Source organism: Pseudomonas fluorescens Q2-87, from assembly GCF_000281895.1.
Taxonomy (GTDB): Bacteria; Pseudomonadota; Gammaproteobacteria; order Pseudomonadales; family Pseudomonadaceae; genus Aquipseudomonas; species Aquipseudomonas fluorescens_S.
Genome location: NZ_CM001558.1, coordinates 3,463,368 through 3,488,791, shown reverse-complemented (window position 1 = coordinate 3,488,791; position 25,424 = coordinate 3,463,368). Strand labels below are relative to the sequence as shown.

Annotated in this window: 23 protein-coding genes; 6 read left to right on the top strand and 17 right to left on the bottom strand. The window is 62.6% G+C overall.

Annotated features, from left to right (window positions below):
• Positions 1–31: 31 nt before the first annotated feature.
• The 12 genes from PFLQ2_RS12295 to PFLQ2_RS12350 all read right to left on the bottom strand — a co-directional run bounded on the left by PFLQ2_RS12295 (position 32) and on the right by PFLQ2_RS12350 (position 11,621).
• Positions 32–754 (bottom strand): amino acid ABC transporter ATP-binding protein, encoded by a 723-nt coding sequence (locus tag PFLQ2_RS12295; protein ID WP_003182426.1) that lies wholly within the window; start codon positions 752–754, stop codon positions 32–34.
• Positions 747–1,397, bottom strand: coding sequence for an amino acid ABC transporter permease (locus PFLQ2_RS12300; RefSeq protein ID WP_003182424.1), 651 nt, complete (start codon positions 1,395–1,397; stop codon positions 747–749). Before PFLQ2_RS12300 ends, PFLQ2_RS12295 begins: the two co-directional genes overlap by 8 nt.
• A gap of 9 nt (positions 1,398–1,406) precedes the next feature.
• The gene (locus PFLQ2_RS12305; protein ID WP_003182423.1) at positions 1,407–2,072 is read right to left on the bottom strand and encodes an amino acid ABC transporter permease; all 666 of its coding nucleotides are present in this window, start codon (positions 2,070–2,072) and stop codon (positions 1,407–1,409) included.
• Positions 2,065–3,843, bottom strand: a complete 1,779-nt coding sequence (locus PFLQ2_RS12310; RefSeq protein WP_003182421.1) for an aconitase X — start codon at positions 3,841–3,843, stop codon at positions 2,065–2,067. The genes PFLQ2_RS12305 and PFLQ2_RS12310 overlap by 8 nt, the downstream gene beginning before the upstream one ends.
• 10 nt (positions 3,844–3,853) lie before the next feature.
• A complete protein-coding gene (locus tag PFLQ2_RS12315; RefSeq protein WP_003182419.1) occupies positions 3,854–4,672 on the bottom strand; it encodes a transporter substrate-binding domain-containing protein in 819 nt (272 codons plus the stop codon).
• Positions 4,673–4,891: 219 nt separating this feature from the next.
• Positions 4,892–5,653 carry an AraC family transcriptional regulator gene (locus PFLQ2_RS12320; RefSeq protein WP_003182418.1) on the bottom strand — a complete coding sequence of 254 codons (762 nt, stop codon included), beginning with the start codon at positions 5,651–5,653 and terminating at the stop codon, positions 4,892–4,894.
• A gap of 188 nt (positions 5,654–5,841) precedes the next feature.
• Positions 5,842–7,098 (bottom strand): NAD(P)/FAD-dependent oxidoreductase, encoded by a 1,257-nt coding sequence (locus tag PFLQ2_RS12325; RefSeq protein WP_003182417.1) that lies wholly within the window; start codon positions 7,096–7,098, stop codon positions 5,842–5,844.
• A complete protein-coding gene (locus tag PFLQ2_RS12330; protein WP_003182414.1) occupies positions 7,095–7,331 on the bottom strand; it encodes a 2Fe-2S iron-sulfur cluster-binding protein in 237 nt (78 codons plus the stop codon). The genes PFLQ2_RS12325 and PFLQ2_RS12330 overlap by 4 nt, the downstream gene beginning before the upstream one ends.
• Positions 7,332–7,522: 191 nt before the next feature.
• A complete protein-coding gene (locus PFLQ2_RS12335) occupies positions 7,523–8,638 on the bottom strand; it encodes an NAD(P)/FAD-dependent oxidoreductase (protein ID WP_003182411.1) in 1,116 nt (371 codons plus the stop codon).
• Entirely contained in the window at positions 8,635–9,567 is a 933-nt protein-coding gene (locus PFLQ2_RS12340; RefSeq protein WP_003182410.1) for a 4-hydroxyproline epimerase, read from the bottom strand. Before PFLQ2_RS12340 ends, PFLQ2_RS12335 begins: the two co-directional genes overlap by 4 nt.
• Positions 9,568–9,676: 109 nt before the next feature.
• On the bottom strand, positions 9,677–10,348 hold the full coding sequence (locus PFLQ2_RS12345) for a GntR family transcriptional regulator (RefSeq protein WP_003182408.1): 672 nt from the start codon (positions 10,346–10,348) through the stop codon (positions 9,677–9,679).
• 64 nt (positions 10,349–10,412) lie between these two features.
• On the bottom strand, positions 10,413–11,621 hold the full coding sequence (locus PFLQ2_RS12350; RefSeq protein ID WP_003182405.1) for an MFS transporter: 1,209 nt from the start codon (positions 11,619–11,621) through the stop codon (positions 10,413–10,415).
• A 136-nt stretch (positions 11,622–11,757) separates the two neighbouring features.
• Here PFLQ2_RS12350 and PFLQ2_RS12355 point away from each other — a divergent pair, with 136 nt between their 5' ends.
• Together PFLQ2_RS12355 and PFLQ2_RS12360 are read left to right on the top strand one after the other, a co-directional pair.
• Positions 11,758–13,146 carry a PLP-dependent aminotransferase family protein gene (locus PFLQ2_RS12355; RefSeq protein ID WP_003182403.1) on the top strand — a complete coding sequence of 463 codons (1,389 nt, stop codon included), beginning with the start codon at positions 11,758–11,760 and terminating at the stop codon, positions 13,144–13,146.
• A 146-nt stretch (positions 13,147–13,292) separates the two neighbouring features.
• A complete protein-coding gene (locus PFLQ2_RS12360; protein ID WP_003182401.1) occupies positions 13,293–15,434 on the top strand; it encodes a TonB-dependent siderophore receptor in 2,142 nt (713 codons plus the stop codon).
• A gap of 196 nt (positions 15,435–15,630) precedes the next feature.
• Here the strand turns inward: PFLQ2_RS12360 and PFLQ2_RS12365 are convergent, their stop codons facing one another.
• Entirely contained in the window at positions 15,631–15,837 is a 207-nt protein-coding gene (locus PFLQ2_RS12365; RefSeq protein ID WP_003182400.1) for a tautomerase family protein, read from the bottom strand.
• 123 nt (positions 15,838–15,960) lie between these two features.
• On the opposite strand from PFLQ2_RS12365, the gene PFLQ2_RS12370 reads away from it, so the two are divergent.
• Positions 15,961–16,884: a LysR family transcriptional regulator gene (locus PFLQ2_RS12370; protein WP_003182398.1), complete on the top strand. Its 924-nt coding sequence runs from the start codon at positions 15,961–15,963 to the stop codon at positions 16,882–16,884.
• A 110-nt stretch (positions 16,885–16,994) separates the two neighbouring features.
• Here PFLQ2_RS12370 and PFLQ2_RS12375 read toward each other — a convergent pair whose 3' ends face one another.
• Both PFLQ2_RS12375 and PFLQ2_RS12380 read right to left on the bottom strand, forming a co-directional pair.
• The gene (locus PFLQ2_RS12375; protein ID WP_003182396.1) at positions 16,995–17,429 is read right to left on the bottom strand and encodes a nuclear transport factor 2 family protein; all 435 of its coding nucleotides are present in this window, start codon (positions 17,427–17,429) and stop codon (positions 16,995–16,997) included.
• A 191-nt stretch (positions 17,430–17,620) separates the two neighbouring features.
• The gene (locus PFLQ2_RS12380; protein WP_003182394.1) at positions 17,621–18,517 is read right to left on the bottom strand and encodes a LysR substrate-binding domain-containing protein; all 897 of its coding nucleotides are present in this window, start codon (positions 18,515–18,517) and stop codon (positions 17,621–17,623) included.
• Positions 18,518–18,626: 109 nt separating this feature from the next.
• Here PFLQ2_RS12380 and PFLQ2_RS12385 point away from each other — a divergent pair, with 109 nt between their 5' ends.
• From PFLQ2_RS12385 to PFLQ2_RS12395, 3 genes are all read left to right on the top strand, one after another.
• Positions 18,627–20,030 (top strand): MFS transporter, encoded by a 1,404-nt coding sequence (locus PFLQ2_RS12385; RefSeq protein WP_003182392.1) that lies wholly within the window; start codon positions 18,627–18,629, stop codon positions 20,028–20,030.
• Positions 20,027–21,301 (top strand): glucarate dehydratase family protein, encoded by a 1,275-nt coding sequence (locus PFLQ2_RS12390; RefSeq protein WP_003182391.1) that lies wholly within the window; start codon positions 20,027–20,029, stop codon positions 21,299–21,301. Before PFLQ2_RS12385 ends, PFLQ2_RS12390 begins: the two co-directional genes overlap by 4 nt.
• Before the next feature lie 391 nt (positions 21,302–21,692).
• Positions 21,693–22,877 carry a porin gene (locus PFLQ2_RS12395; protein ID WP_003182389.1) on the top strand — a complete coding sequence of 395 codons (1,185 nt, stop codon included), beginning with the start codon at positions 21,693–21,695 and terminating at the stop codon, positions 22,875–22,877.
• A gap of 209 nt (positions 22,878–23,086) precedes the next feature.
• On the opposite strand, the gene PFLQ2_RS12400 is transcribed toward PFLQ2_RS12395, so the two are convergent.
• Positions 23,087–24,583 (bottom strand): nitrite reductase, encoded by a 1,497-nt coding sequence (locus tag PFLQ2_RS12400; protein WP_003182386.1) that lies wholly within the window; start codon positions 24,581–24,583, stop codon positions 23,087–23,089.
• Positions 24,580–25,422: a uroporphyrinogen-III C-methyltransferase gene (cobA, locus tag PFLQ2_RS12405; RefSeq protein ID WP_003182384.1), complete on the bottom strand. Its 843-nt coding sequence runs from the start codon at positions 25,420–25,422 to the stop codon at positions 24,580–24,582. The genes PFLQ2_RS12400 and cobA overlap by 4 nt, the downstream gene beginning before the upstream one ends.
• Between the last annotated feature and the right edge of the window lie 2 nt (positions 25,423–25,424).

The following is a 25,424-nucleotide window of genomic DNA, read 5'->3' as shown; positions in this document are numbered from 1 at the left end:
GGAGCGAGCTTGCTCGCGAAGAGGCCATCCGCTATTTCACCGACTTGAGAAACGCCGCCGTCTCCGGCTGCACCGGGTTGACGATCACCTGGTCCGGCGGCCCGATTTCATGGACTCGCCCGTTGCAAAAGAACGCCACTCGATCGGACACATCCCGGGCGAAGCGGATCTCGTGAGTCACCAGCACCATGGTCATGCCGTCTTCGGCGAGCATGCGCATGGTGTCCAGCACTTCGCCCACCAGTTGCGGGTCCAGGGCCGAGGTGGCTTCGTCGAACAGCATGTAGTCCGGTGACATCGCCAAGGCCCGGGCGATGGCCATGCGTTGCTGCTGGCCGCCGGACAACTTGCCGGGGAAGGCCTTGAGCTTGTCCCCCAAACCCACGTGCTGGAGCTGTTGCACCGCCAGGGCCTCGGCGTCCTGCTTGCTCTTGCCCAGCACCTTGCGCGGCGCGAGCATCACGTTTTCCAGCACGGTCAGGTGGGGGAAGGCGTTCCATTGCTGGAACACGATGCCGATCTTCTGCCGCAAGCGATTGAGATCGGTGGCGCGATCATGAACCTCGATACCGTCCACGCGGATGCTGCCTTTCTGGATCGGCTCCAGGCCGTTGATGCACATCAGCAGCGTCGACTTGCCAGAGCCGGAACCGCCGATGATCGACACCACTTCTCCCTTGTCCACCGTCAGGCTCACGCCCTTGACCACTTCCAGGTCACCGAAGGATTTGTGTACGTTTTCGATCTCAATCATTTTCCTGCCACCTTCTTTCCAGGCGTGCGCCGAGGCGGGCGACCACCAGGCTCATGACGTAGTAAAAGAGGCCCGCGATGCACAGCACCAGCAGGGGTTCCTGAATGCGCGTGACGATGGTTTGCGAAGCGCGCAGCAATTCGACGATGCCGATCCACATCACCAGCGCGGTGTCCTTCATCACGCCGAGCACCAGGTTCAGCCAGCCGGGAAAGGCCACCCGCGTGGCAATCGGCAGGACGATGAAACGCAGGTCCTGCAGGTAGCTCAGGCCCAGGGAACGGCTGGCCCGGCGGGTGCTCAATGGCACGGCGAGCACGCCACCGCGGACGATTTCGGTGAAGTACGCGGCGGCGTATACCCCCAGCACGATGCAGCCGACCGCGAAGGCACTCAGGTCCAGCCCCGCGATGCTCTTGAGGGAATTGAACAGCACGAACTGGATCAGCAGGGGCACGCTGCGAAACACGTCCAGGACCCAGGCCAGCGGCAGGCTGGCGCGCGGCATCAGCGCCCGCAACAGTCCGAACAGCAACCCGGCCAGGGTGCCCAGCAGAATCGACCAAGCGGTCAATTGCAGCGTGACCCAGGCCCCGTCGAGCAAGAACAACAAGTCGTTAATAGTGAGGCTGGTTTCAAACATGACGAGCCCTCAATAACGGAACAAGCGCCAAGACAACAGCCGGGCCAGCCCGACGATCAACTTGGCGATCAGGTAATACAGCACGGCCGCAAGGGCGAAGTATTCAAAGGTGCGGAACGTCTTGACGTTGTATTCCTGGGTGACGCCGGTGAGGTCGTTATTGAGGCCGACCACCACGCCCAGGGACGTCATCAGCACCGCCCAGACCATCTGGTTGGTCAACGGGTAGAAGACGATGCGCAGCAGCTGCGGGACGATGATCATCCGGTACGCCTGGAAGGCGCTCATGCCCAAGGAGCGGGCCGCGCGCATTTGTGTGCTGGGCACGGCCTTGAGCCCACCGCGAAAATTTTCCGCCAGGTAGCCGGCATTGTTGAAGGTGATCCCCGCCAGCAGTGCCAGCCAGGAACTGACGTGCAGCCCGAGGGAACCGAGGCCGAAGTAGAGGATGTAGATCTGGAACAGCGACGGCGTGTTGCGGGCGATGGACACCCAACCATTGCCAACGCCGCGCAGCAACGGATGGCGGGCCTGGCGCATCACGGTCAAGACCAGGGCGATCAATACGCCGAAGATCATCGACAAAGCAGCGGTCTCGAACGTGACCCAGGCCCCGGCGAGCATGTCGGGCAGGGCACGCAATGCCGGGCGCCATTGGAAACTGTAGTCAAACATGTGCAGGGTTCCCCAGGCGGGCGGTGGGTTGCAGCCATGCCGGCGGCTGGCCGTGGGTCGTGGCGGCGCATGCGGCGTCGATGCATTGCGCGAGGCTGGAAAAATGCACCCCGCGCCCCACCAGGCCCGGTGCGTAATGGGCGTATTTGCCCGAGTTGGTCATCAGGGTGGTGGCCTGCGGCGGGATCACCGGTTCGCCCAACATGCACCAGCAGGTATCGGTCACCAGCACCGCGCCGAACGCCTCGATGGCGTCCAGGTGGCCGGCCTGCCGGGCCTGCTCCAGCACCCTGCGGCCGCAAGTGATCGCCAGCACCACTTGGGGATGTTTGACGCGGCCTGCGCAGAGGGGCGCCAGGGTCGCGAATTCGCTGAGGGAAAAATGCGGGTTGCCCAGGGAAACCACGTCCACATGGTTGTCGCGGGCGCTGTTGAGCTCGCGCCAACTGGCGAGCAGGCCTGCGGCATCGACGGTTTCTTTTGGCAAGCGGATACCAGACTCCACGACGTGGTCCGGGTCCAGGGCCTCCGGCGTCACCCCGGCGATATGGAACAACGGCGCGGCGCTGGTGGTGGCGAATGCGGCGCCGAATGCCTTGAGGTCGTCCAGTGTCGGGTTGGCCTGTTCCAGACCGCCGATCAACGGGACGCGCCGCCCCGTCAGGCTGCCGATGTGATAGCCGAGCAGCGGGTAGAAACTGTCGTCCACGTTATCTGGCTGCTGCACGTCGATGATCAGCCTGGCCTTGCGCTGGTCATCGAGATGGCAACCGGTCAGGGGCGCCCGTCCACACAATGCGATGCAGATATCCAGGAAGTCCGGGTACTTCTGCGTGCGCGCCCCCAACACGCTGTTGGCGTAGACCACCGCGTTGGATTCGGCCCAGACGATCTGCTCGCCGGCCTTGGGTGCGGTGTCCAGCAGGTAGGGCGCGCAGGTGTAACTCAGCTGCGCGCCCATGGCCATGTAGGCGTCGCCCAAGGCACTGGCCGGTTCGCCCAGGGCGGGATCGACGCCCAGTTCCCGCCAGCGGCGCTGGTCCACGGAAATCGAATTGAGGGTGGTGGGCACGTGTACCTTGGCGCCCCACTGCACCAATTGTTCGGCAAACCGCAGGCTGGCCGGACCGGTGTAGATGCAGCCGTCGATGTGGGCCTGGGTCACGTCCAGCAACTGCGTGGCGCCTTGGATGTCGGCCATGCGCAGGACGATTTGCATCGCCACTTGGGCAGCCTTGCCATGACGGCCGTCGAGCAGCGCCCGGTCCCGTTCGGTGAGGCTGACGGTGGAGGGCATGGACGGCTGCGCGGGCACATCCGCTGCAATCCACTGATCATTCGGACGTCGGCCCGACAAGGTCAGCCCGTCACCTTCGAGCCGCACAAATCCTTGCCCGCGCAGCCCGGCAAACGCCTCGTGCCCGACGCACAAGACCGGCAGGGAGCGTTGGAAAATCACCTCTGCCACCAGCACGCCCAAGGTAAGGATTTCATCGGCTTCGGCCAGCACCAGGGCGGCGGGCGCATGGCCGTTGCTGATCAGCTCCATCAATACGCTGCTGCCGGTGCAGGAGCCGCGTCCGCTGGGAATCGCCAGCACACGCCCGGCCAGGCGTTCGCCGCTCAGGGGATGATGACGGTCAATGACTTCGCCGCTGGCCGGATCGACGCCGCCCCAGAAACTCAGGCCCACGTCGGCGAACAGCAGGGCGCCCTGGGCGGCACCCTCCACCAGGCTGCGGCCTTTCACACGGACAGGCGTGCTTGGCATGCGCCGATCCTCAGTAATAAACCTGGGGAACGGTCAGGTTGGCCGGCGGAATGTCAGTGCCGACCCATTTGACGAACAGTTCTTTGTAGCGGCCGGTGCGCACTTGCTGGTTGACGAACAGGTTGAGGTAATTGAGCAGGCCGTACTCGCTGCGCTTGGCGCCGAGGGACACGTAGTCGATGACGTAGGGTGCGTCGCCGGCAATCTTCAGGCCCTTGTACTTGCCCGACTTGATCGTCGCAGCGGCTACGGTGTTGGTGACCACGGTCGCATCGATGTGCCCTTGGGCGACGGCCAGCAGCGTGTCGTTCTGCGACTGGTAGGCGCGGAAACTGCCGCTGCCCCAGCTCTTCTGGTCTTTCTCCAGGGCGATGGCTTCGTAGGTGCTGCTGGTGTTGCCCAAGGCCTTGCCCTTGAGGTCGGCGTAGCTGTTGATGCCGGTGTTGTCGCGGGTCAGCACGACCATCTGGAAGGCGAAGTAAGGCACGGTCAGGCCAACGGTCTTGGCCCGCTCCAAAGTGTCGGAAGTGGAGGCGACGATGACATCGGCGCGGCCGGACAACAGCGCGGGGATTCGGTCGGAGAAAGGCGTTTCCACGACTTCGGCGTCTACACCGAGGACCTTCGCCAGGTCGTGGCAGTAATCCACGTCGAAGCCTGCCGGCTTATTGCTTTCGTCGCGAAAGCCCATGGGTGGGAAGTCCAGGGTCACGGCGCAACGCAGTTTGCCGGAACCGATGATGTCGTCGAGTTTGTCGGCTTGGGCGGGGGCGATGAAAAGGGGTGTGAGGACAACGCTGAGGGCTACGGCCAATGCAGGGTTTTTCATAAATGCCTCGCTGTCGAATAAATGCGGTGAGATATCGTATTGAGGATTTCGTATACGATATTAGATAAGCAATCAGCGTGCCTATCTGCGCTGCGGCCGCCAGAACGTCACCAAACAGCGGAAATAGAGGCTTCTGCACTGAATGAGCGGCAGCGGGATGGGGTGGCGTGCGCGTTTGAGGTGTTACAGATAGGAGCAGCGCAGGTGCCCGGCGCCCCGTTAGGGAACAACGCCCAATGCAGATTCGCGGTATTGACTGGGCGACAGGCTGGTCAGCGCCCGGAACTGGCGACTGAACGCGCTGTGGTCGGTGTAACCGCAGCGCAAGGCGATCTCTGTGATCGGCAGGTCCTTGTCCAGTAACAATCGCGAGGCCTCTTCCAGGCGGGCCTTGTGAATCATCTGCCGGGGCGTGAGTTGGAAGATACGCTTGCAGTGCCGCTCCAGCTGCGCCACCGATAAACCGGCGATGGCGGTCAGCTCGGCCAGGCTGATGGGGCGGGCGAAGTGGTGTTTGATATGGGCATCCACCGCCGCCAATTTTTGAAACGCCGGGTGGCTCGATTGGGGCAGCTGCAAGTCACGGGAAATGCCCGCCAGGCCGACGGTCTCGCCATTGAGGTCTTGCAAGGCCAGTTTGTGGGTCAGGCACCACACTGGCTGGTTGCCGTAATAGAGGTGCAACTCCAGCTGGTCGGCCAGCTCCCGCCCGCTGGCCAGCACTCGCCGATCCTGTTCGGTATACAGCGGGCCAAAGCGCTCGGGAAACACCTGCTCGGCAGTCAGGCCCAACAAATCGCCGCTGTGCTTGAAGCCACAACGCCGGGCCAGGGTCTGGTTGACGAAGGCGTAGCGGGCCTGCTTGTCCTTGATGAAAAACACCACGTCCGCGAGGGTGTCGAGCAGCGGCGCGATGGGTTGCAGGCTGCGCAGCAGGGTGTCCAGGTCGCAGGGGGCGAAGGAGGTGAGCGTGGGGTACATGGGCACCTGCAATCCGAGAGATCCACAGATCATAGAGCCAAAGCCATTGAGGCAGGAAAATTCTGGAGCCGACTCGGTCTACTGCGGGAGCGGGCTTGCTCGCGAAAGCGGTGGCTCGGCTTGCATTGATATTGACTGTGCTGACGTCTTCGCGAGCGAGCCCGCTCCCACAAAAGGTCCAGGTGCGCTCAGGTGGGCGGTGTTTCTTCAAGTCCCAGCAGGGTCTCGATCCGCGCCGGGCTGAAGGGCGGGCGGGGTGTGGGCGGGGTCCAGCCGAACAGATGCTCCAGCGCGGCGCCGCACACGCGGCCCTGGCAGGCGCCCATGCCGCAGCGGCTGGCCAGTTTCGCTTCGCGCCAGTTGCCATGCCCGACGAGCTCGCCGTACGGCACGTCTTCGCAGCGGCAGACCAGTGTGTCGGCGCGGGCCAGGGTCTTGAGTCGTGCGTCGAGGGCGAAGGCTTTGTTCAGTGCCTGGGCGAAACCTTGCCAACGTGCGCGGCGCGGCCACAGGTGCTGGGCGGCTGCGCTATTGCCCACAGCAGCGTGGCCGGCGATGGCGCCTTCCACCAGCGCCAGTTCGCTACCGCCAAAACCGGTGCATTCGCCCGCAGCATAATGGTCGCGGCGGCTGGTCGCTTGCCAGGCGTCGACCACCAGCCCTTGGTCTTCCACCACGCAGCCCAGAGCCTGGCCGAGCTGGGTGTTGGGAATCAGCCCGAAGCCACAGGCCAGGCGGTCGCAGGCCAATTCAACGATCTTGCCGTGTTGCAGCAAGCGCACGCCTTCCAGCCGTTCGCGCCCCAGGGCCTCCAGCACATGAGTGCCGGTGCGGTAATGACCGTCGAACAGACTGAACGATTGCACAAGCTTGCCCGGCCAGCGCGGCAATTGCGCGGCGAAGCCGCCCACACGGGCGCGACTGGCCTGCTCGGCGATCCGCAGCACGCGAGCGCCATGGTGCTTGGCCGTGGCGGCACTGGCCAGTAACAACGGTCCGCTGCCGGCGATCACCAGCCGCTCGCCGCGCACCGGCAGGCCGCCCTTGATCAGCGCCTGCAAGCCACCGGCGCCGGTAACACCGGGCAGCGTCCAGCCGGGGAAGGGCAGCAACAGTTCACGGGCACCGGTGCAAAGGATCAAGCGCTCATAGCTGATCTGCCAGCCGCGCTCGGCATCTTCCACCAGCAGGGTTTTTTTGGCGGCGCAGGCGATCACCCGAGTGCCGGCATGGCAGCGGATGTTGGCGCAGGCGTGCAGTTGCTCGCGCAGGCGTCGAGCCGTGTCGGGCAGGCTGGCCTGGGGACCGTCGCGCCAGATCTGTCCGCCGGGCAGCGGGTTGTCGTCGAGCACTACGATGGGCTGGCCGCTGTTTGCCGCAGCCAGCGCAGCGGCCATGCCAGCGGGGCCGGCGCCGATGATCAACAGGTCGGTGGTTTCGTTCATGGTCGGGTTTGCACCTGCATGCCGTCGCGACACACCGTCTGACAGGCCAGGCGGCGATGGCCGTCGATCATCACCCGGCACTCCTGGCAGATACCCATGCCGCATAAGGGCGCACGGCGCTGGCCGCTGACGGACGTGCGGCTGCAGCCGTCCGCGCCCAAAGCCAATGCCGCCGCGACGCTGGTGCCGTTGGCCACTGACAGGGGGCGGCCGTCCAGGAATAGATCAGGCATGGAACCAATACCCCTTGGTTAGATGAAGGCCAGGGAGAATCACTGATCCCGTGGCGAGGGAGCTTGCTCCCGCTGGGCTGCGAAGCGGCCCCTTGGTCTGTCCTGACACACCGAGTCGCCAAGTCGACGTTGGGGCCGCTGCGCGCCCCAGCGGGAGCAAGCTCCCTCGCCACAAGGGGTTGTGTCGGGCGTCAGGCATGGGCCGGTTCTCCGAGGAAGCGCTGTGGCAGGTAAGCCTGAGGGGCCAGTGGCGAGTTTTCGTTGAACAGCTGCGCAACCAGCAGATCAGCGGTTGCGGGCGCCGTCGTCACCCCCAATCCTTCGTGACCCACCGCCAGCCACAGGCCCTTGCGTTGCGGATGTTGCCCCACCAGCGGCAGGCCGTCGGGGCTGGCGGCGCGAAAACCGGTCCAGGCGCGAATGCCGTTGAGTTGCGCCAGCCCCGGCATGTAGTCGACGGCGCGCTTGAGCATCTTCGCCAGCATCCAACCCTCCACCTGCGGGTCGACGGTGCCGAACTGCCGCGACGCACCAATGAACAACTGCCCGGTTGGACGTGGCTGGATATTGCACGCCACCGACGGCCCGCTGGCGTTGTGGGCGCTGGTGACATAGCCCAGTTCCACCAGGGTATGGGCCACCGTGGCGGGGTAGCGGTCGGTGATCAAGAGGTGGCCTTTTTTCGGTTCGATGGGCAACTCCGGGCATAACTCGGTGGCCTGGATTCCGTTGGCGAGGACGACGGCGTCGGCGCTCAACCAGCGACCGTCGGCCAGGCGCACACGTGGGCCATCCACCTCCATGACCTGGGCGCGTTGTTGGCGAATATTCGCCTCTTCCAGCATCCAGCGAGCGGCAGCCGGGGCATACAGGATGCCGTCACCCTTGATCAGCAGCCCGCCTTCCAGGCCTTTGCGCAGTTCGGGTTCGCGCTGGCGCAGGGCCGCGCTACCAATCAGTTCGCAAGCTTCGCCATGGGCCAGCAGGTTCAGGTACTTGCTGTGGGCCACCGCCATTTCCTCGGCATTGGCCGCCAGCCACAAGGTGCCGTTGTTACGCCAGGCGCAGCCATCGGGAAGACTGGGGGACAACTCGCGCCAGCGCTGTAATGAGTATTGACTGAGGGCCAGTTCCGCCGGGTTGTCATCGAGCACCAGCAAATGGCCCATGCCGGCCGCCGTGGCGCCATGCCAGCCGGCGTCCAGCACCAGCACCTTCAGGCCCCGTTGCGCCAGCGCGCGGGCGCAGGCCGCGCCGATGATGCCCGCGCCGATGACGATCACGTCGGCGCCTGGGCCTTGGTTCATGGACGAATGCCCCAGGCGAACGGGTCATTCGCATCGATGATCAGCGTGGTTTCGGCGCTGATGTAGGCACGGCCACGGATGGTCGGCACGATGCGCTCGCCCGCGCGTTCGTAGGAGCCTTCGAACTCGCTACCAATGACACTGGCCTGCCGCCAGATCTGTCCGGGTTGCAGTTTTCCATCAGCGGCCAGGCACGCCAGCTTGGCGCTGGTGCCGGTGCCGCAAGGGGAGCGGTCATAGGCCTTGCCCGGGCAGAGCACGAAGTTGCGACTGTCGGCGTGAGGGTCATCGGCAAACAGTTCGATGTGGTCGATCAAGCCGCCGTCTTCGCCGCGAAAGCCTTGCTGCTCCAGAGCCTGTTGCACGGCATACGTGTAGGAGGTCAATGCATCGAGGTTGTCGCCCGCCACGCGTTGGCCATGCTCGGCAATCAGGAAGAACCAGTTGCCGCCCCAGGCGACATCGCCCACCACCGGGCCGATGCCGGGCACTTCCAGGCGCAGCGCCTGGCGATAACGGTAAGCCGGCACGTTGCGCACGCTGACCGAGTGATCGTCATGCAGGGTTGCCTGCACCGTGCCCACCGGGGTTTCGATGCTGTGCACGCCGGGGCCGATCCTGCCCAGATGCGCCAGTGACGCCACCAGGCCGATGGTGCCGTGGCCGCACATGCCCAGGTAGCCGCTGTTGTTGAAAAAGATCACCCCGGCACAGGCGCTCGGATCCACCGGTTCACAGAGCAACGCACCCACCAGCACATCGCTGCCGCGCGGTTCCAGCACGCAGGCCGTACGCCAGGCATCGTGTTCCGCGGCCAGGCGCTGCTTGCGCTCGGCCATGCTGCCTTGGCCCAGGTCAGGAAAACCGTCGGTGACCAGCCGAGTGGGTTCGCCGCCGGTGTGGGAATCGATCACGGTGATGCGTTTCATGGGAGGGCCACGTCCGTTCAGATGAGTGACGGCAAGCGTGGCCCGCGCCGAGGGGCGAAGGCTTGATGGATTTATCCGCCGCTGATGACGAAATCGGCACAGCGCTGGTTCATTGGCTGGAAGGCAGGAACTCGAACAGCGTCTTGCAGACCCCGGCGATGTGCTCGTCCAGCAGTCCAACCGCCCGTTCGACGTCCCCGGCGCGACAGGCCTTGATGATGTCCCGGTGCTCATGATCGGCGCGGTCCTTGCCGGCCGAAAGGCTCATCTGCATGCGCAAGTAACGCTCCAGCTTGTCGTGGACTGAACGGATCAGGCCCACCAGAAAGGGCCGTTGCGCCGGTTCGTAGAGGCAGGCGTGCAGTTGCCAGTTCAGTTCGGCCCAGCGGCCCACGTCGTCTTCGCCGATGAATTCCTGGCAGATGCTCTCGGCGCGGGCGAACGTTTCTTCGGTCATGTTCGGAATCGCCAGGCGCAGGACTTTGTCTTCCAGCAGCATTCGCACTTCGAACATCTGCGCCAGCTCCGCCTCGGAAATGCGCGTGACCATGGCCCCGCGATTGCGCTGGAACATCACCAGGCCCTCGGCTTCCAGGCGCTTGAGTGCCTCACGCACGGGAATCTTGCTGACGTTGAACTGACGGGCAATGTCGTCCTGGCGAATCGGCTCGTCTTCGGCAAAATGCCCGGCGACGATGGCATCGCGCAGGTGACGGGTGATGATCTCCGAAGTGGAGGGGGTATTGCCCAGGTCGGGCAGGTTGAACTTGGATAAAGTCACGGCGGCGGATCGTTCGGCTGAGATGCGGATATGGTATACGACTTTGCCGGGATGGTCGTTGGGGCTATGAGTGGTCGGGTCGATCCCTCGCCACAGAAATCCTGGTTAAGCCGTGGGACAGATGCGTCACGTAGGCCTGTGTCCGAACGATGATAAGTCCCGTACCACACGCCCCGGCAGCCAAGGCCAGGCCAAACAGGACCAATGCCGCGTCTGCGCCGAAATAATCCGCCAGCCATCCGGTCACCACCACCGGAATGCTGAAACCGATATAGGCAAACAGGAAAAATCCAGCGGTGACTCGTGCCTTTTCGACACCGGCCATCGCCGTGACCGCTGAGAGCCCGCCCAGGTACAGAAAGCCATAACACGCACTGCTGGCGCCCAGCGCGCCGAGCAGCACGGCGGTCAACGAACCGACACTCGCCCCCCAAGCCAGCAAGGCGTAGCTCAACGGTAAGATCACCAGCCCCAATGCCGTGGCCTTGGCCGCAGAGATGCGTCGAACCCAGGGCTGGAAGAGCAGCCCGCAACTGATCACCGTGAAGGTCGACAGGCCCGACCAACCCTGCAAGTCATGGGTCGCCAGCACCGACGGCAAGATGGCGATGACCAACCCCGAGGTTGCCCAGGCCAGCAACATGGAAAAGCTGTAGGGCAGGCTGCCGCGCGGAAATAACGGCAGTCGCAGCAAGGGGGCGTTTTGATTCTTTATCGCCGGGTCGGGAAGCCGCCACACGACGACGATAGCGCTGGCGGCCAGCATCAACTGCATCCAGAAACTGCCGGGCGTGACGCTGTGATGAGCGTACAAAAACAGGCTGGTCAGCGCCGCACCCAGGCCAAACCCCAGGGACGTGCTGGCCGTGACCCGGTTGGCCGGCGCGCGGGTGTCGGCGGTTGCCATGAGTTCGGCCATATAGGCGGTCGACGTGGCCGAGGCCAGCCCCGTCCCGACCCCCATCATCAATCGCGCCACGCCCAGCGCCACCAGGCTCGGCCAGAGCAACGTCACCACGGTTGCCAGCATCGACAGCACGAGGGCGACCAGGATCAACGGTTTGCGTCCCACCCGGTCGGCCAGACCGCCGAAGGCCAGCAGCACCGGCAGCACTCCCAGCACGTAACCGGAAAACGCCACTGCCGTGGCGCCGGCACCGTAACCGGATAACTGCGCGTAAGTGGTGTACAGCGGCGCTTGCAGGTTGACCGCCAGGGTGATCAGGCAAAGGCCGAAAGCCAGTCCCCAGGAATGTCGATGCTGTGGGTTCAAGGGTTTTCCTTAAGTGTGCGCATGAAGTCCCGGGGACTATCACTTCCGGGCACAACGTAAACAAGGAACAGACCCAGGCCATTTATGCTTAACTGTTCGCTCGAAATTAGAAAACACTTAGTCAAGGGTGCCAGCCGTGGATCTGAAGATTGATCGCAACGTTACCGAACCCTTGATCCGGCAGCTCGTGGCTCACATCGAGGGTTGGATAGCCGCCCATGGCATTCGCCCCGGGGCGCGAATGCCGTCCATTCGCCAGTTGGCCCGGGAAAATGACCTGAGCCTGTCGAGCGTGATCAAGGCCTACGATCAATTGGTGGCCTGCGGCGTGCTGGAGTCCCGGCATGGCGCGGGTTTTTTTGTCGCGCAGCAGTTGCCCCGGCCGATGGAGCCGGCACCTGAAGCCGATAATGAGGCGTGGCGGTTGTTCGATAATGCATCGACGCAGCTCAAGCTCGGTTGTGGCTGGCTTCCCGACGCCTGGCGCGACGACACCGACCTGGGCCAGGCGATCCGCCAAGTGGTGCGCAGCGACAACCACGCCCTGTTCAACTACAGCACCCCGTTGGGCTCGCCTCAGCTGCGCCTGCACATCCAAAAACGCTTGGGCCTGATCGACATTCACGTCGACCCGGCGCAAATCATCACCACCCAAGGCGCCAGCCAGGGCCTTGACCTGCTGGTGCGAACCCTGCTCAAGCCAGGTGACCTGGTGCTGGTGGAAAGCCCCGGCTATTACAACCTTTTCAACCTGCTGAAATTGCATGGGGTCAAGACCCTGGCAGTGCCGCGAACAGCCCAAGGCCCCGACATCGCCCAGATGGAGCAGTTGCTCGGTGAGCACAAGCCGTCGTATTTCTTCATCAACAGCATGTACCAAAACCCCACCGGCACCAGCCTGGCCCCCAGCGTGGCTTATCGGCTGCTGCAACTGGCAACGGCACATGACTTTCGTCTTATCGAGGACGACATCTACGCCGACTTCCAGAATGGCCCGACGTCGCGACTGGCGTCCCTGGATGCCCTGGACCGGGTGATTTACCTGGCGAGTTTTTCCAAGACGCTGTCCAGTTCGCTGCGCATCGGTTATGTGGTTGCCCAACCCGAAATCATCCAGCGCCTGGCCGAGGTCAAGATGGTGACTGGCATCGGCTGCTCGCTGCTGGCTGAAAATGTGGTGGCGACGTTGTTGGCCAATGGCGCTTATCGCAAGCTGATCCAGCGCTTGCGCCAGCGCCTGAACAAGCGGATGGCGAGCACGCTTCGGCAATTGGACCCCGCCCATTGGGAGGTGTTTGCCGAGCCGATGGGGGGCCTGTTCGTCTGGGCCAGGCCGCGGTGGCTGGCGGCACAACGGGCGCAGCAGATCGCCCGGGAGCTGCAAATCCAACTGTCCCAGGGCTCGACGTTCCTGCCCCAGGGCGAGGCGTGCGATTGGTTGCGGTTGAACGTGGCTTATACCCAGGATCATCGTGCGCAGGTGTTCTTCCAGCGGGTGGAGCAGGAGTCGATTGCGGCGGTTTAGTCTGCTTTTGGCTGACTAAGCAGTCACAAAAACACCCAGCGTTAATGGGAATAAATATCAAACAGGAATGAGTTGTTGTATCTTTCGCGACACATTCTTGTCAGCCTCCAAATGTGGTGGCTTTTTTCCATTAGGATTGTGCATCGATGCGTCGGATTCTCGTTTCACTGTGTGTGCTCCAGGCTTACTCCGTTTCCACCTGGGCAGAAGAGTCAATGCCTGCCACCCCGGCGACCCTTGAGCTGCAAGCCACGGATATCGTCGGCGTTTCAGACTATGAATCAGCACAGGGACCGGTGAAGGGCTACCACGCCACCCGTTCAGCCAGCGCCACCCGTACCGACACGGCGATCCATGAAACCCCACAATCCATTTCCGTAGTGTCCCGTGACGTGGTCGAAGACCTCGGCGCCACGCGCCTACAGGACGCCCTCGATTACGCCGGAGGCGTAGGCCGGGCCAATAATTTTGGCGGTCAGGGTCTGACCACTTTCACGGTACGCGGCTTCACCACCGGGGAGTTCTACCGCAACGGTTTCCCGATCAACCGTGGCTACCCGAACATGCCGGACGCCAACACCATCGAGCGGCTGGAAGTGCTGCGTGGTCCGGCGACCATGCTCTATGGGCGTGGTGATCCGGGCGGTACTTTCAATGTGGTGTCCAAACAGCCGTTGGCCGAGCGCACGGTGACCCTCGGTAGCCAAGTCAGCGATCAGGGGATGCGTCGCGGTACGCTGGATGCCTCCGGGCCGTTGGATCAGGAAGGCAACCTGGCCTATCGCTTGAATGTGGTGGGCGAGGGTGGCGACACGTTTCGCGACCACGTCGAGACTGAGCGTTACGGCATTGCGCCGGTGGTGACCTGGCAGGTCAACGACACCACGCGCCTGACTTTCGAAGGCGACTTCATGCGCAACAATGCGCCGCTGGACCGGGGTTTGACCCATTATGCCGGCCAGCGCGGCAGCGCTTCGCGCGATACCTTCTTCGGTGAAAAAGACGCCGGTAAATTGCACAACGACAACAACATGCTGCAGGTGCGTTTCGAGCACATGCTCAACGACGACTGGACCCTGGCCGGCGGTACCCAATGGCTGGAGGGCTCGTTGCAGGGCAATGCCATTGAAGGCAATGGCATCGCGGCGGATGGGCGCACTCTGGGACGCAACTTCAACTATCGCAAGTTGGAATGGACCGACCGGGACACCCAGCTCAACCTCACCGGACATTTCTCCACCGGTGGGTTCGAACACACGTTGCTGACCGGCATCGAGTATGAAGACTACGACTACCAATCCATCATCCAGCGTTCGGCTGCCGGGACCGGTGCCTACCCGATCGACATCTTCGATCCGGTGTATGGGCAGCCCCGCCCCGCGCTGACGCGCACACCCACCGACGACCAGGAAAACCTCAAGACATTCGGGATGTTCGTCCAGGACCAGGTGGCGCTCACCGAACGTTTGAAATTGTTGGCCGGTGCGCGTTTCGAGCGGTTCGAACATGAATACGAGAGCTTCGTGCCGCAGAATCCACCCGGCAGCAGAAATTGGGACACCAGCCACAATGCCGTCACTCCGCGATTGGGGCTGATCTACGACCTGAGCGACACCGTCGCGGTCTATGCCAACACGGCCCGTTCCTTCAAGCCCAACAACGGTGCCAGCCGGGCGGGTGGCGGGTTCAAGCCGGAGGAGGGCAAGTCCTATGAGATGGGGGTCAAGTGGGAAGCCCTGGACGGTCAGTTGAGCGTCGATGCGGCGGTGTATCAGATCGAAAAACGTAACGTGCTCACCACTGACCCGGTGGATTCGACCTTCAGCGTGGCCGCTGGCGAAGTGCGCAGCCGAGGTTTTGACCTGAACGTGGCAGGCAACCTGACGCCGCAATGGCGCGTGATAGGTGGCTACGCCTATGTCGATGCGCAAGTCACCAAGGACATCAACATCCCCACCGGCACCCGACTGCTCAACGTGCCCAGGAATTCTTTCAGCCTGCTCAACGTCTACGAATTCCAAGACGGCGGCCTCAAGGGCCTGGGCCTGGGTGTCGGTGCCAAGTACGTGGACGAGCGGGCCGGCCAGACGGCGGCCAGTGCATTCTCCATGGACAGCTACACCGTCGTGGACCTGCTCGGTTACTACAAGGTCAACGAACGTATCCGCCTCAACCTGGACCTGAAAAACCTGTTCGACGCCGACTACGAAGAAGGCGCATTCGGTAACGTCTACGCCTACCCCGGCGCACCACGAACCGTACAGGCCGGTATTTCCTACTCGCTTTGAGGCTCAATAAAACAGGAGCGGTGCGAGCAAGCCAGGTGTATCGATAGGCAGATTTGTGGCCGTTGCAAAGTCCCTCTGGGAGCGGGCTTGCTCGCGAAAGCGGTGGATCAGCTTGCATCAGCGCTGGCAGTGCCACCGTCTTCGCGAGCAAGCCCGTTCCCACAGGGAAGACGCGACCCCAACTAAGCCCACGCCACTACTGCTTGGGCTGACTTCGAGCCTCAGTAGCCGTCATCCCCGCATACCCCCAATTATCCGTATCAACCTCCTCGATCACGATATGGGTCAGATGCGGATCCTTACCCAGCACCCGCTGCAACGTCTCAGTAATTTCAGAAATAACCTGGGCTTTCTGCTCACGGGTAACCCCGTCGCGAGTGATACGAACATTGACGAAAGGCATGCTGCACTCCAGCTGATAAAAAATGCGCGGGAGGATTCCCGGGCAAGCAAAGACTGTATTTATACGCCACAGGCTGATAAACAGGCATCTGCATACTCCAGTCGATACGCGGCGTAACGAATCATGAAGCGACATTTCGAAGATCTGCAGTTAGGCAGCATAGAGCTGTTTTGCATGGCGGCGGAGGCGGGCAGTTTCACGGCGGCGGCGAATTTGGCAGGTGTGACGCCAGCAGCGGTGAGCCGCTCGATCTTCCGTCTGGAGGAGCGCCTGGGCTCGCGGCTTTTCGTGCGCACCACCCGCAGCATCCGACTCACCGAAGCAGGCCGGACCTATTTCGAGCAATGTCGCCAGGCCCTGACGCAACTGGTCGAGGCGCAACAGGAAGTGATGGGCGCTCAATCGGTGCCGTCCGGTCAGCTGCGCATCAGCCTGCCGACCACCTACGGTCATCACCGGATCCTGCCATTGCTGCCGGCGTTCCGGGCGCTGTACCCGCAAGTCAGCGTAGACATTCACCTGGGCAATCGAAACATCGATTTCGTCGACGAAGGATATGACTTGGCGATCCGCGTGCGGGCCCAGCCGGACTCTTCGATGATCGCCCGTCTGCTGGAAGACGCGAAGCTGGTGGTGGTCGCGACCCCGGAATATCTGCGCCAGGCCGGCACGCCGCAGACCCTGGAAGACCTGAACGATCACCAATGCATTCAATTCGAATTGCCCAGCAGCGGCCGGCGAATTTCCTGGTTGTTCACTGTCGATGGCAAGGAACAGGAGGTCTTCGGCCAGGGCAGCTATAGCTGCTCGGATGATGTGCTGGGCGGGGTGACGTTGGCCAAGCATGGCGCGGGGTTGTTCCAGACGTATCGGTTCATCGTCGAACAGGAACTGGCGGATGGACGCCTGGTGGAAGTGCTGCGGCCGTTCAGTGGCCGGTCTCGGCCCTTCACCTTGCTGTACCCCCACGGCCGCTATGTGCCGCAACGGGTTCGTGCTTTCGTCGACTTCTTGCTGGAGCACCGGCAGCAGTGGGCCGGGAACTGACGGGAACATCCTTCAGCCAAGCGTTTCCTGCGGCGTGAAAGCTAGCTTCCAACCAAGGGGCGATGCGCGCCCCCAGGCTTGCCACAGAAAACGCCTTATTCAGTCGGCGATCAGAAGCGGAACGCTTGGCGACCGATCAGCAGCCATTTGCCGTCTTTCTGCTTTTGCCAGATCTGGAAGTTCTCGATTTCCGTCGGCACCACCTCAGTGCCCTTGAGCGCTTGCGCCGAGAAGTGGTTGCGCACCAGCGCTACATCGCCCGACAAGGTGATTTTCTGGTTTTGCATTTCCAGGGTCTTGAACGCGCTCTTGCCGGTTTCGATGTCGGCGATGAACGCTTTTTTATCTTGGATATTGCCGCTGGAATGCCCGTAGGTCAGTTTCTCGGAAGCCAGTGCCTGGAGTTGTGGGATGTCCTTGTGCAGCATGGCCTGGGTCAGCTGATCGACGGCCTTGGCCACGTCCTGTTCTGGCGATGACGTGGCTGCCGCAGCGTAGCCGCTGAACAGGCACAGAAAGCTAACGATCAATGTCGCTTTTTTCATGGGGGTGTTTTCCTTGTTTTTGTAGGTATTTGGAACGGACGAGCGCCATGCTCGTCGGTCATCGTACAACTTGCCGAGGGCAACGGGAATAGTTCAACGGTCTGTTCGCGCGCTAAATTGCCGGCGGTCAAGTATTGGCAGCCCGAGCGGGGTCATGGGGTGAGGGCCTTTTTCTAGCCGTGGTGTCGTGTTTACAACCCGTCCCGAACCGCCCCTCGAATCCCCTCCAGCAACATGGTGAATGCCGGGTTGTCGTTGTCCTCGCGCCACACCAGATGCAATTCGCTCTGCACCCCTTCGCCCAGGTCGATCTCACGAAATACCACCTGCTTGAACACCACGCTGGTGGCGCAACGCGGTACCAGCGCCAGGCCCATGCCGGCATTGACCAGGGCCAGGATCGTCAGCGACGAGCCCAGCCACTGCACGAATTGCGGCGCGACCCGGGCTGAGCGGAGCATGCCGGTGAGCAGTTCGTTGAAGGGCGGGTAGGCGGAGTGGGAGTACATGAGGAACGGTTGCGCATCCAGGTCCTGGACGCTCACGGTTTCGGCGCTGGCCAGCGGATGTCCGGCCGGTACCGCCAGCACGAAGGGCTCGCGCACCAGGCATTCAGTGGCGTAGCCGGTTTCCAGCAGCGGCGAGCGGACGATGCCCAAGTCGATGCGCCGGGCGCGCAGGGCTTCGTGTTGCAGGTAGGTGTTCATTTCCGCCAGGACGATCTTGACCTGGGGTTGTTTCAGCCGGGCTTCGGCGATGACCTTGGGCAGGAACTCGTACACCGCGCTGCCGACGAAGCTGATGGTGACCGTGCCGATGTCGCCCTGGGCGAAGCGCTTGGCGGCCTCGGCGGCTTGCTGGGCCTGCTGCAGCAGGTTCTGCGCTTCGACGAAAAAGGCCCGACCCGCCGCGGTGAGTGCAACGCTGCGGGTGCTGCGGGTGAACAATTCGACGCCCAGGTGATGCTCCAGCAACTGGATCTGCCGGCTCAGCGGTGGCTGGGTCATGTTCAGCCGTTCGGCGGCTCGACGAAAGTTCAGTTCAGTCGCCACGGTGGTGAAGCAGCGCAGTTGGGCCAGTTCAAACATTGATTCAATCCAGGTATCAATCAAGTGCCAAGTTAGATTAGACGGGAACAATCCGCCGCGTCCATCATCGTCCCGTTCCCCACAAAAACAAAATGATCGGGAGGCACCCTTGAATAACGTACCGGACTCCACCCATGACAGCACCCTGGCGCTCGCCGCCGCCAAGGTCAAACGTCATGTACTGCCCCTGGTAGTGGTGATGTTCATCGTCAACTACATCGACCGGGTCAACATCGGCTTCGTGCGCAGCCATATGGAAACCGACCTGGGCATTGGCGCCGCCGCCTATGGGCTCGGTGCCGGGCTGTTCTTCGTCGGTTACGCGCTGTTCGAAGTCCCGTCCAACATGCTCCTGCAACGCTACGGCGCTCGGGCCTGGCTGACGCGCATCATGTTCACCTGGGGCGCAGCGGCCATGGCCATGGCCTTTGTGCGCGGTGAAACCAGCTTCTATGTGCTGCGCTTCATCCTCGGCGCGGCGGAGGCGGGCTTCTTTCCCGGCATCATCTACTACTTCACCCAATGGCTGCCGGCCAACGAGCGCGGCAAGGCAATGGCGATTTTCCTCAGCGGCTCGGCCATCGCCTCGGTGATCTCCGGCCCGGTGTCCGGGGCGTTGCTGCACATCAGCGGATTGGGCCTGCATGGCTGGCAATGGATGTTCCTGATCGAAGGCTTCGCTTCCATCGTGTTGTGCGGGTTTGTCTGGTTCTGGCTGCAATCGCACCCGAGCCAGGCGAAATGGCTGACGGCGCAAGAGAAAACCGTGCTGATTGCCGCCATTGCCGAAGAACAACGGGCTCGGGAAGCGGCCCAAGTGGTCAAGCCGTCAATGTTCAAGCTGTTGGCCGACCGGCAGATCGCACTGTTCTGCTTCATCTATTTTTCCATCGCCCTGACCATCTACGGCGCCACGTTCTGGCTGCCCAGCATGATCAAGAAAATGGGCAACCTGGGAGACTTTCAGGTCGGCTTGCTCAATTCCATCCCGTGGATCATTTCCATCATCGCGATGTACGGCTTCGCCGCCCTGGCCGGCAAATGGAAGTTCCAGCAGGCCTGGGTCGCGGTGACGCTGGTGATTGCCGCGTTCGGCATGTTCATGTCCACCACGGGTGGGCCAATCTTCGCCTTCGTGGCGATCTGTTTTGCAGCCATCGGCTTCAAGGCCGCGTCGGCGCTGTTCTGGCCGATTCCCCAGGGTTACCTGGATGCGCGCATCGCGGCGGCGGTGATCGCCCTGATCAACTCCATTGGCAACCTCGGCGGCTTCGTCGCGCCCACGGCGTTCGGTTTCCTGGAGCAGACTACCGGCTCCATCGAAGGCGGCCTGTACGGGTTAGCGATTACTTCGCTGATTGCCGCCGTGGTGATCTTTTTTGCCCGGACCAAACCCGGGCGCGATACGCCGAACTCACTTTCCGGCCGACCTGAAACCGTTGCGGTCACTGTTGCCGACCAACCAGAAAAACCCCAAGCCTTGAACCCTGGCCCATCGGGAGCCGCTGTATGAAGATCAAACGCGTCACTGTCACACCGATTGCTTTTCGCGACCCGCCCTTGCTCAACGCCAGCGGCATCCACGAGCCGTTCGCGTTGCGCTCGATCATCGAGATCGAGAGCGACAACGGATACATCGGCCTTGGGGAGAGCTACGGCGATGCGCCGGCCCTGGCGATCCAGTTGCAACTGCAGGACCAGCTGATTGGCCTGGACCCGTTCAACCTCAATCAGTTGCGCAGCATCGTCCAGGCCACCGTGGCCGCCCAGCGGCCGGCCAGTGTCGCCGGTGCCGAACTGGCGCCGGGTTCCCATGCGAGCAAGGCGGTCAGCAATGCTTATTCGGCGTTCGAAGTGGCCTGCCTGGATTTGCAGGCCCACTACCTCAACGTGCCGCTGGTAGACCTGTTGGGTGGGGCGATTCGTGACGAGATTCCGTTCAGCGCGTACCTGTTTTTCAAGTATGCCGAGCACATCGATTCACCGTACCCGCCGGACAGTTGGGGCGAGGCGCTCAACGAAGAGCAGATCGTTGCCCAGGCCCGGCGGATGATCCAGGACTATGGCTTCAAGAGCATCAAGCTCAAGGCCGGTGCCCTCGAGCCCGAGCACGAAGTGGCGTGCATCAAGGCCTTGAAACGGGCGTTTCCCGGCTATCCGTTGCGCATCGACCCCAACGCCAACTGGTCCCTGGACACCTCGATTCGCATGGCCCAATTGCTGGGTGACGACCTGCAGTACTACGAAGACCCGACGCCGGGACTGGAGGGAATGGCCGAGCTGCACAAACGCACGGGGCTGCCGTTGGCGACCAATATGGTGGTCACCGATTTCGACGAGTTCCGCCGCAGCGTGGCGCTGAACAGCGTGCAGATCGTGTTGGCCGACCATCATTATTGGGGCGGCCTGCGGGACACCCAGGCGCTGGCGAAAATGTGCAGCACCTTCGGCCTGGGCGTGTCGATGCATTCCAACTCACATTTGGGCATCAGCCTGATGGCGATGGCCCATGTGGCGGCCGCTGTGCCAAACCTGGACTATGCCTGCGACACCCATTACCCGTGGCAGGAGCCGGATGAAGAGGTGATCAAGGGCGGCAAGCTGCCGATTGTCGACGGCTGCGTGAAGATCACCCGGGCGCCTGGCCTCGGGCTGGAGCTGGACCGGGATCAGTTGGGCATGCTGCATGAGCAGTTCCTGCGTTGCGGCATCCGCCAGCGTGACGACGTGCAGCAGATGCAGCGCTACCGGCCGGACTGGAAAACCGTCAAGCCCAGGTTTTGAGGCGAAGGCAAGGGGCCTGCTGCGCAGGCCAGCGGGAGCAAGCTCCTGTGGCGAGGGGATTTATCCCCGTTGGGCTGCGAAGCAGCCCCCATAAGCTTCCCACTCAATCAGACTGATACACGGAGTTATCTGGTTTCAGGGCTGCTTCGCAGCCCAGCGGGGATAAATCCCCTCGCCACAAATCAGTGATACCTAGCCTATATTCCCCAGGCCCCCTGCGGCCCACACCCAAAGTACCGCACCCGTCGGCCTCGCCGTCGTACACCCAAACTGCCGCGCCGGCCCGGCGCTTCCAAAGCATCCGCCAATTGCCCCCAAGGCAGCGTATGACGTGCCCGGGCACCTTTCGATAATCGCCTCCGACATCCCGTCCCCTGTTGCGGAGCGCGCCATGCACAACAATAAAAATACCCGCCAGCTTCTTTTGCCTGCGGTCATCGCCAGTCTTTCAACCCTGGGCGTGACGCCTTGGGCCCACGCCGAAATCATGCTGTACGACAAGGACCAGACCACCTTTTCCACCGACGGCTATATCAACGCCTTCTACGTCAACAGCGATGTGGACCGGGCCGGGGAGCAGTACGACCGCCGGCAGGCACGGGTGAAGATGGGGTTCTTGCCCAACTACCTGGGCTTCAACATGGGCAAGCAGGTCGATGACCTCAAGCTCGGCGCCCGGGCCTCGTTCTGGGTGACCATCAACGACAGCGAAACCAATGGCACCGACACGGCCATCGACGTGCGGCAGTTCTACGGCACCGTTGCCAACCCGGAGTGGGGCGAGGTGCTGATCGGTAAGGACTTCGGCCTGTTCGCTCGCTCCAACATCCTGCTTGACGAATTGCTGGCCGGTTACGGTCAGGTCAGCGACACCCTGGGGTTGGTGGACGGCGGAGGTGTCTCGTTCGGCAACATTGGCAGCGGTTATCCGTATCCGTTCCCCACCTCGCAAATCACCTATCGCACGCCCGTGATGGACGGCTTGCGCGTGGCGGTGGGGATCATGGACCCGGTGGACACCAACGACAACAGCGCCACCGGCAAGGCCTACCAGGAAAATCCGCGCACGGAGAGCGAGATCACCTACCAGTTCGACCTGGGCGGGGCGAAGATCTACAGCTGGCTGAACGGCAGCTACCAGACCTCGGACAACACCGACTCCACGGTTGAATCGGTAACGTCCAAAGGCCTCGGTTATGGCGTGCAGGCGAAGATGGGCGGGCTGTCGCTCACCGGCTCCGGGTTCCAGGCCAAGGGCATCAACCCGTTCTTTACCAACAACGCCGGGGAAGCGACGTTGCGCAATGTCGACAGCAAGGGCTACCTGCTGCAGGGTTCGTACAAGCTGGGCAAGAACCGCCTGGCGCTGTCCTACGGCAAGACCGATGACGACGGCAACGGCGTGGTGGGCAGTGGTGCCGATTATGAAACCCGTGGCATCGCGCTGTTCCATGACGTCAACGACAACCTCAAGCTCGTGGCCGAGTACAACCAGTTCGAAATCAACGGCCACGATACCAGCGCCCAGAATGAAGACACCGATACCTTCGCGGTGGGGGCGGTGCTCACCTGGTAACGGTGACCCCCTTCAACTGAGGCGTGTCAGGTCGGTTTTTGGAGCTGCTGCGCAACCCAGCGGGAGCAAGCTCCCTCGCCACGAGGGCAGTGTTCGACTTCATTTTTGAGTACGGATGCAATCCTGTGGCGAGGGAGCTTGCTCCCGCTGGGGCGCGAAGCGGCCCCGAGACTGATTTGATATTGGGGGCTGCGCATCAGCCCCTTTTTTCAGTGTGACGTCCCCTCGGCGAACTCGATCTTGTTCCCGACGTTGTACTTGCCCGAAGGCTTGTTCATGGGCAGGCGCTTGATCTCCTCAAGGGTATTGCTGTCGTAGACGATCAATGCGCCGTCAGTGTCCCAGATGCTCAGCAACAGGTAGCGGCCATCCCGAGTGAACTCGACGTGGGCGGCGGTCTTACCGGGCATGGGGCGCAGGGTGTGGGCGATTTCCAGGGTCTGTTTGTCGATCAGGTGGATGGCATCATTGTCCGGGCCAAAAAACACGTCGGTCCAGGCGTAGCGGGAGTTGACGTGGCTGCGCAGGAAGAACCCCGGGCCGAGCGTGGGGATCTGCTTGATGACTTTCCACGTATTGAAGTCGATCACCGAGATCAGCCCCTTGCTGATATTCGGCGTTGCGAACACCCAGTGTCCGTCGCGCTTCCAGTAAGTACCGGAGCCCAGGTGGGGCATACCCGGCAGCGCGATGTCGGTGACGATTCGCCCGCTGTCGAGGTCGATCACTTGCCCGCCCTGGGCCTTGCGCGAGGTCGCGAGCAGCTGTCGATAATCCGGCGAGAAGGAAAAATCATCGAGGTAGTCCTCGGCCTCGATTCGCCTCGGCACGAAGTCCGGGTTCGGCACGGTGGACAGTTCCCAGACCTCCTTGACGTCCTTCAGCGCGACGATAAAGCTGTTGCGCGGCGGCGCGGTATACACCGCACTGACCCGCGAAGCCTGGCCGTCCTGGCCCACCGTCGCGATGGTCTTGACCAGCGACAGATCACGGGCATCCAGCACCGCCAGGTTGCCGGGCAGGTAATTGCCCACCAACACCCAGCGGCCGTCCTTGCTCACCGCCAGGTTGCGGGTGTTGAGGCCGGCCCGCACTTCGGCGATGAGCTTGAGGTTGTGCAAGTCGTACAGGCTGATCCAGCCATCCCGGGAGGCCAGGTAGACGAAGCGCCCGTCCGGTGAAAACTTCGGCCCACCATGCACCGCGAAATGCGAGGCGAACCGCGCGATCACCTCGAAGCGGTCGCCGTCGACGACATCGATGTGATGATCGCCAGCCTCCACCACCACGAACAGGTTCAGCGGATCGGCGGTGTGCTGGGGGGTGTCGGGCAGGGTGGCGACATCCGCCAACACACGATGACTGTGGCGAATGTCGTCTTCATCCCAGGTCGGCTCGACGGCAAGGGGACGCTGCAAGTACAACGCCAGCGCATCGATCTGCGCGGGCTCAAGCACCGCGCCGAACGCCGCCATCTGACTGGCTGGCCGACCGTTTTCGATCACCTGGCGGACTTCGGCAGGCTTGATCCTGCTCAGGCTCTGGGGCAACAGCGCCGGGCCGGTGCCGCCGATACGGTTGACGCCATGGCATTGCTGGCAGTGTTGCTGGTAGTCGCGCTCGGCAAGGTCCGGGTCGGGCGTTGTCGCCACGGCACCCTGCACAGTGCAGATCCACAAAAACGGAGTGAACCACCAGCGCCTCATGACGCCACCTTCGAGATTCCAGGTTGGGCCTGGACGGTGGCATGCAGCCGCGCGGGATGTTGCAGCGCCTGATCGGCGAACAAACCGACCACCTTGCCAATCACGGTCAAGGTCGGCAGGCCCTCGGGGCATGCCCGTGCCATGTCCGTCAGGTGTTCGAGGGTGCCACGCAGCACCTGCTGGTCGGGACGTGTGCCGTTGCTGATCAACGCCGCCGGGGTATCCGCGGCCAGGCCCGCTTCCATCAGCCGCGCAGCAATGGTGCCCAGGTTCGACAGCCCCATGTAGAACACCAGGGTTTGGCTGTCATCCGCCAGGCTTTGCCACGGCAAGCTCAAGTCGCCTTCGCGTTGCAGATGACCGGTGATGAACCGACAGGAATTGACCAGGTCACGATGGGTCAGGGGAATGCCCGCATAAGTGCTGCAACCGGCTGCGGCGGTGATGCCGGGCACCACTTGGCAATCGATGCCGCGAGCCAGTAGATACTCCAGTTCTTCAGCGCCACGGCCGAAAATGAACGGATCGCCGCCCTTGAGCCGCACCACCCGTTGCCCCAGGTCGGCCAGGTCGGCCAAGAGTTCATTGATTTGTGGCTGGGGCAGGCTGTGGCAACCAGCGGCCTTGCCGACGTAATGCCGGGCGCACGTCAGCGGAATCAGGCTAAGCAATTGCGGGCTGATCAAGCGGTCGTAGACCACCGCATCGGCCTGCACCAACAGGCTCCAGGCGCGCAATGTCAGCAGGCCCGGATCACCGGGGCCGGCACCGACCAAGGCGACTTCACCCGGTCTTAAAGATGATTGCAGGGCAGCGGGCAAAACGAGAGGGGCAGGCATGG

Coding starts and splice junctions, on each gene's coding strand:
- PFLQ2_RS12295 (WP_003182426.1), bottom strand. CDS start 754: ATGATTGAGATCGAAAACGTACACAAATCCTTCGGTGACCTGGAAGTG.
- PFLQ2_RS12300 (WP_003182424.1), bottom strand. CDS start 1,397: ATGTTTGAAACCAGCCTCACTATTAACGACTTGTTGTTCTTGCTCGAC.
- PFLQ2_RS12305 (WP_003182423.1), bottom strand. CDS start 2,072: ATGTTTGACTACAGTTTCCAATGGCGCCCGGCATTGCGTGCCCTGCCC.
- PFLQ2_RS12310 (WP_003182421.1), bottom strand. CDS start 3,843: ATGCCAAGCACGCCTGTCCGTGTGAAAGGCCGCAGCCTGGTGGAGGGT.
- PFLQ2_RS12315 (WP_003182419.1), bottom strand. CDS start 4,672: ATGAAAAACCCTGCATTGGCCGTAGCCCTCAGCGTTGTCCTCACACCC.
- PFLQ2_RS12320 (WP_003182418.1), bottom strand. CDS start 5,653: ATGTACCCCACGCTCACCTCCTTCGCCCCCTGCGACCTGGACACCCTG.
- PFLQ2_RS12325 (WP_003182417.1), bottom strand. CDS start 7,098: ATGAACGAAACCACCGACCTGTTGATCATCGGCGCCGGCCCCGCTGGC.
- PFLQ2_RS12330 (WP_003182414.1), bottom strand. CDS start 7,331: ATGCCTGATCTATTCCTGGACGGCCGCCCCCTGTCAGTGGCCAACGGC.
- PFLQ2_RS12335 (WP_003182411.1), bottom strand. CDS start 8,638: ATGAACCAAGGCCCAGGCGCCGACGTGATCGTCATCGGCGCGGGCATC.
- PFLQ2_RS12340 (WP_003182410.1), bottom strand. CDS start 9,567: ATGAAACGCATCACCGTGATCGATTCCCACACCGGCGGCGAACCCACT.
- PFLQ2_RS12360 (WP_003182401.1), top strand. CDS start 13,293: ATGCGTCGGATTCTCGTTTCACTGTGTGTGCTCCAGGCTTACTCCGTT.
- PFLQ2_RS12365 (WP_003182400.1), bottom strand. CDS start 15,837: ATGCCTTTCGTCAATGTTCGTATCACTCGCGACGGGGTTACCCGTGAG.
- PFLQ2_RS12370 (WP_003182398.1), top strand. CDS start 15,961: ATGAAGCGACATTTCGAAGATCTGCAGTTAGGCAGCATAGAGCTGTTT.
- PFLQ2_RS12375 (WP_003182396.1), bottom strand. CDS start 17,429: ATGAAAAAAGCGACATTGATCGTTAGCTTTCTGTGCCTGTTCAGCGGC.
- PFLQ2_RS12380 (WP_003182394.1), bottom strand. CDS start 18,517: ATGTTTGAACTGGCCCAACTGCGCTGCTTCACCACCGTGGCGACTGAA.
- PFLQ2_RS12390 (WP_003182391.1), top strand. CDS start 20,027: ATGAAGATCAAACGCGTCACTGTCACACCGATTGCTTTTCGCGACCCG.
- PFLQ2_RS12395 (WP_003182389.1), top strand. CDS start 21,693: ATGCACAACAATAAAAATACCCGCCAGCTTCTTTTGCCTGCGGTCATC.
- PFLQ2_RS12400 (WP_003182386.1), bottom strand. CDS start 24,583: ATGAGGCGCTGGTGGTTCACTCCGTTTTTGTGGATCTGCACTGTGCAG.
- cobA (WP_003182384.1), bottom strand. CDS start 25,422: ATGCCTGCCCCTCTCGTTTTGCCCGCTGCCCTGCAATCATCTTTAAGA.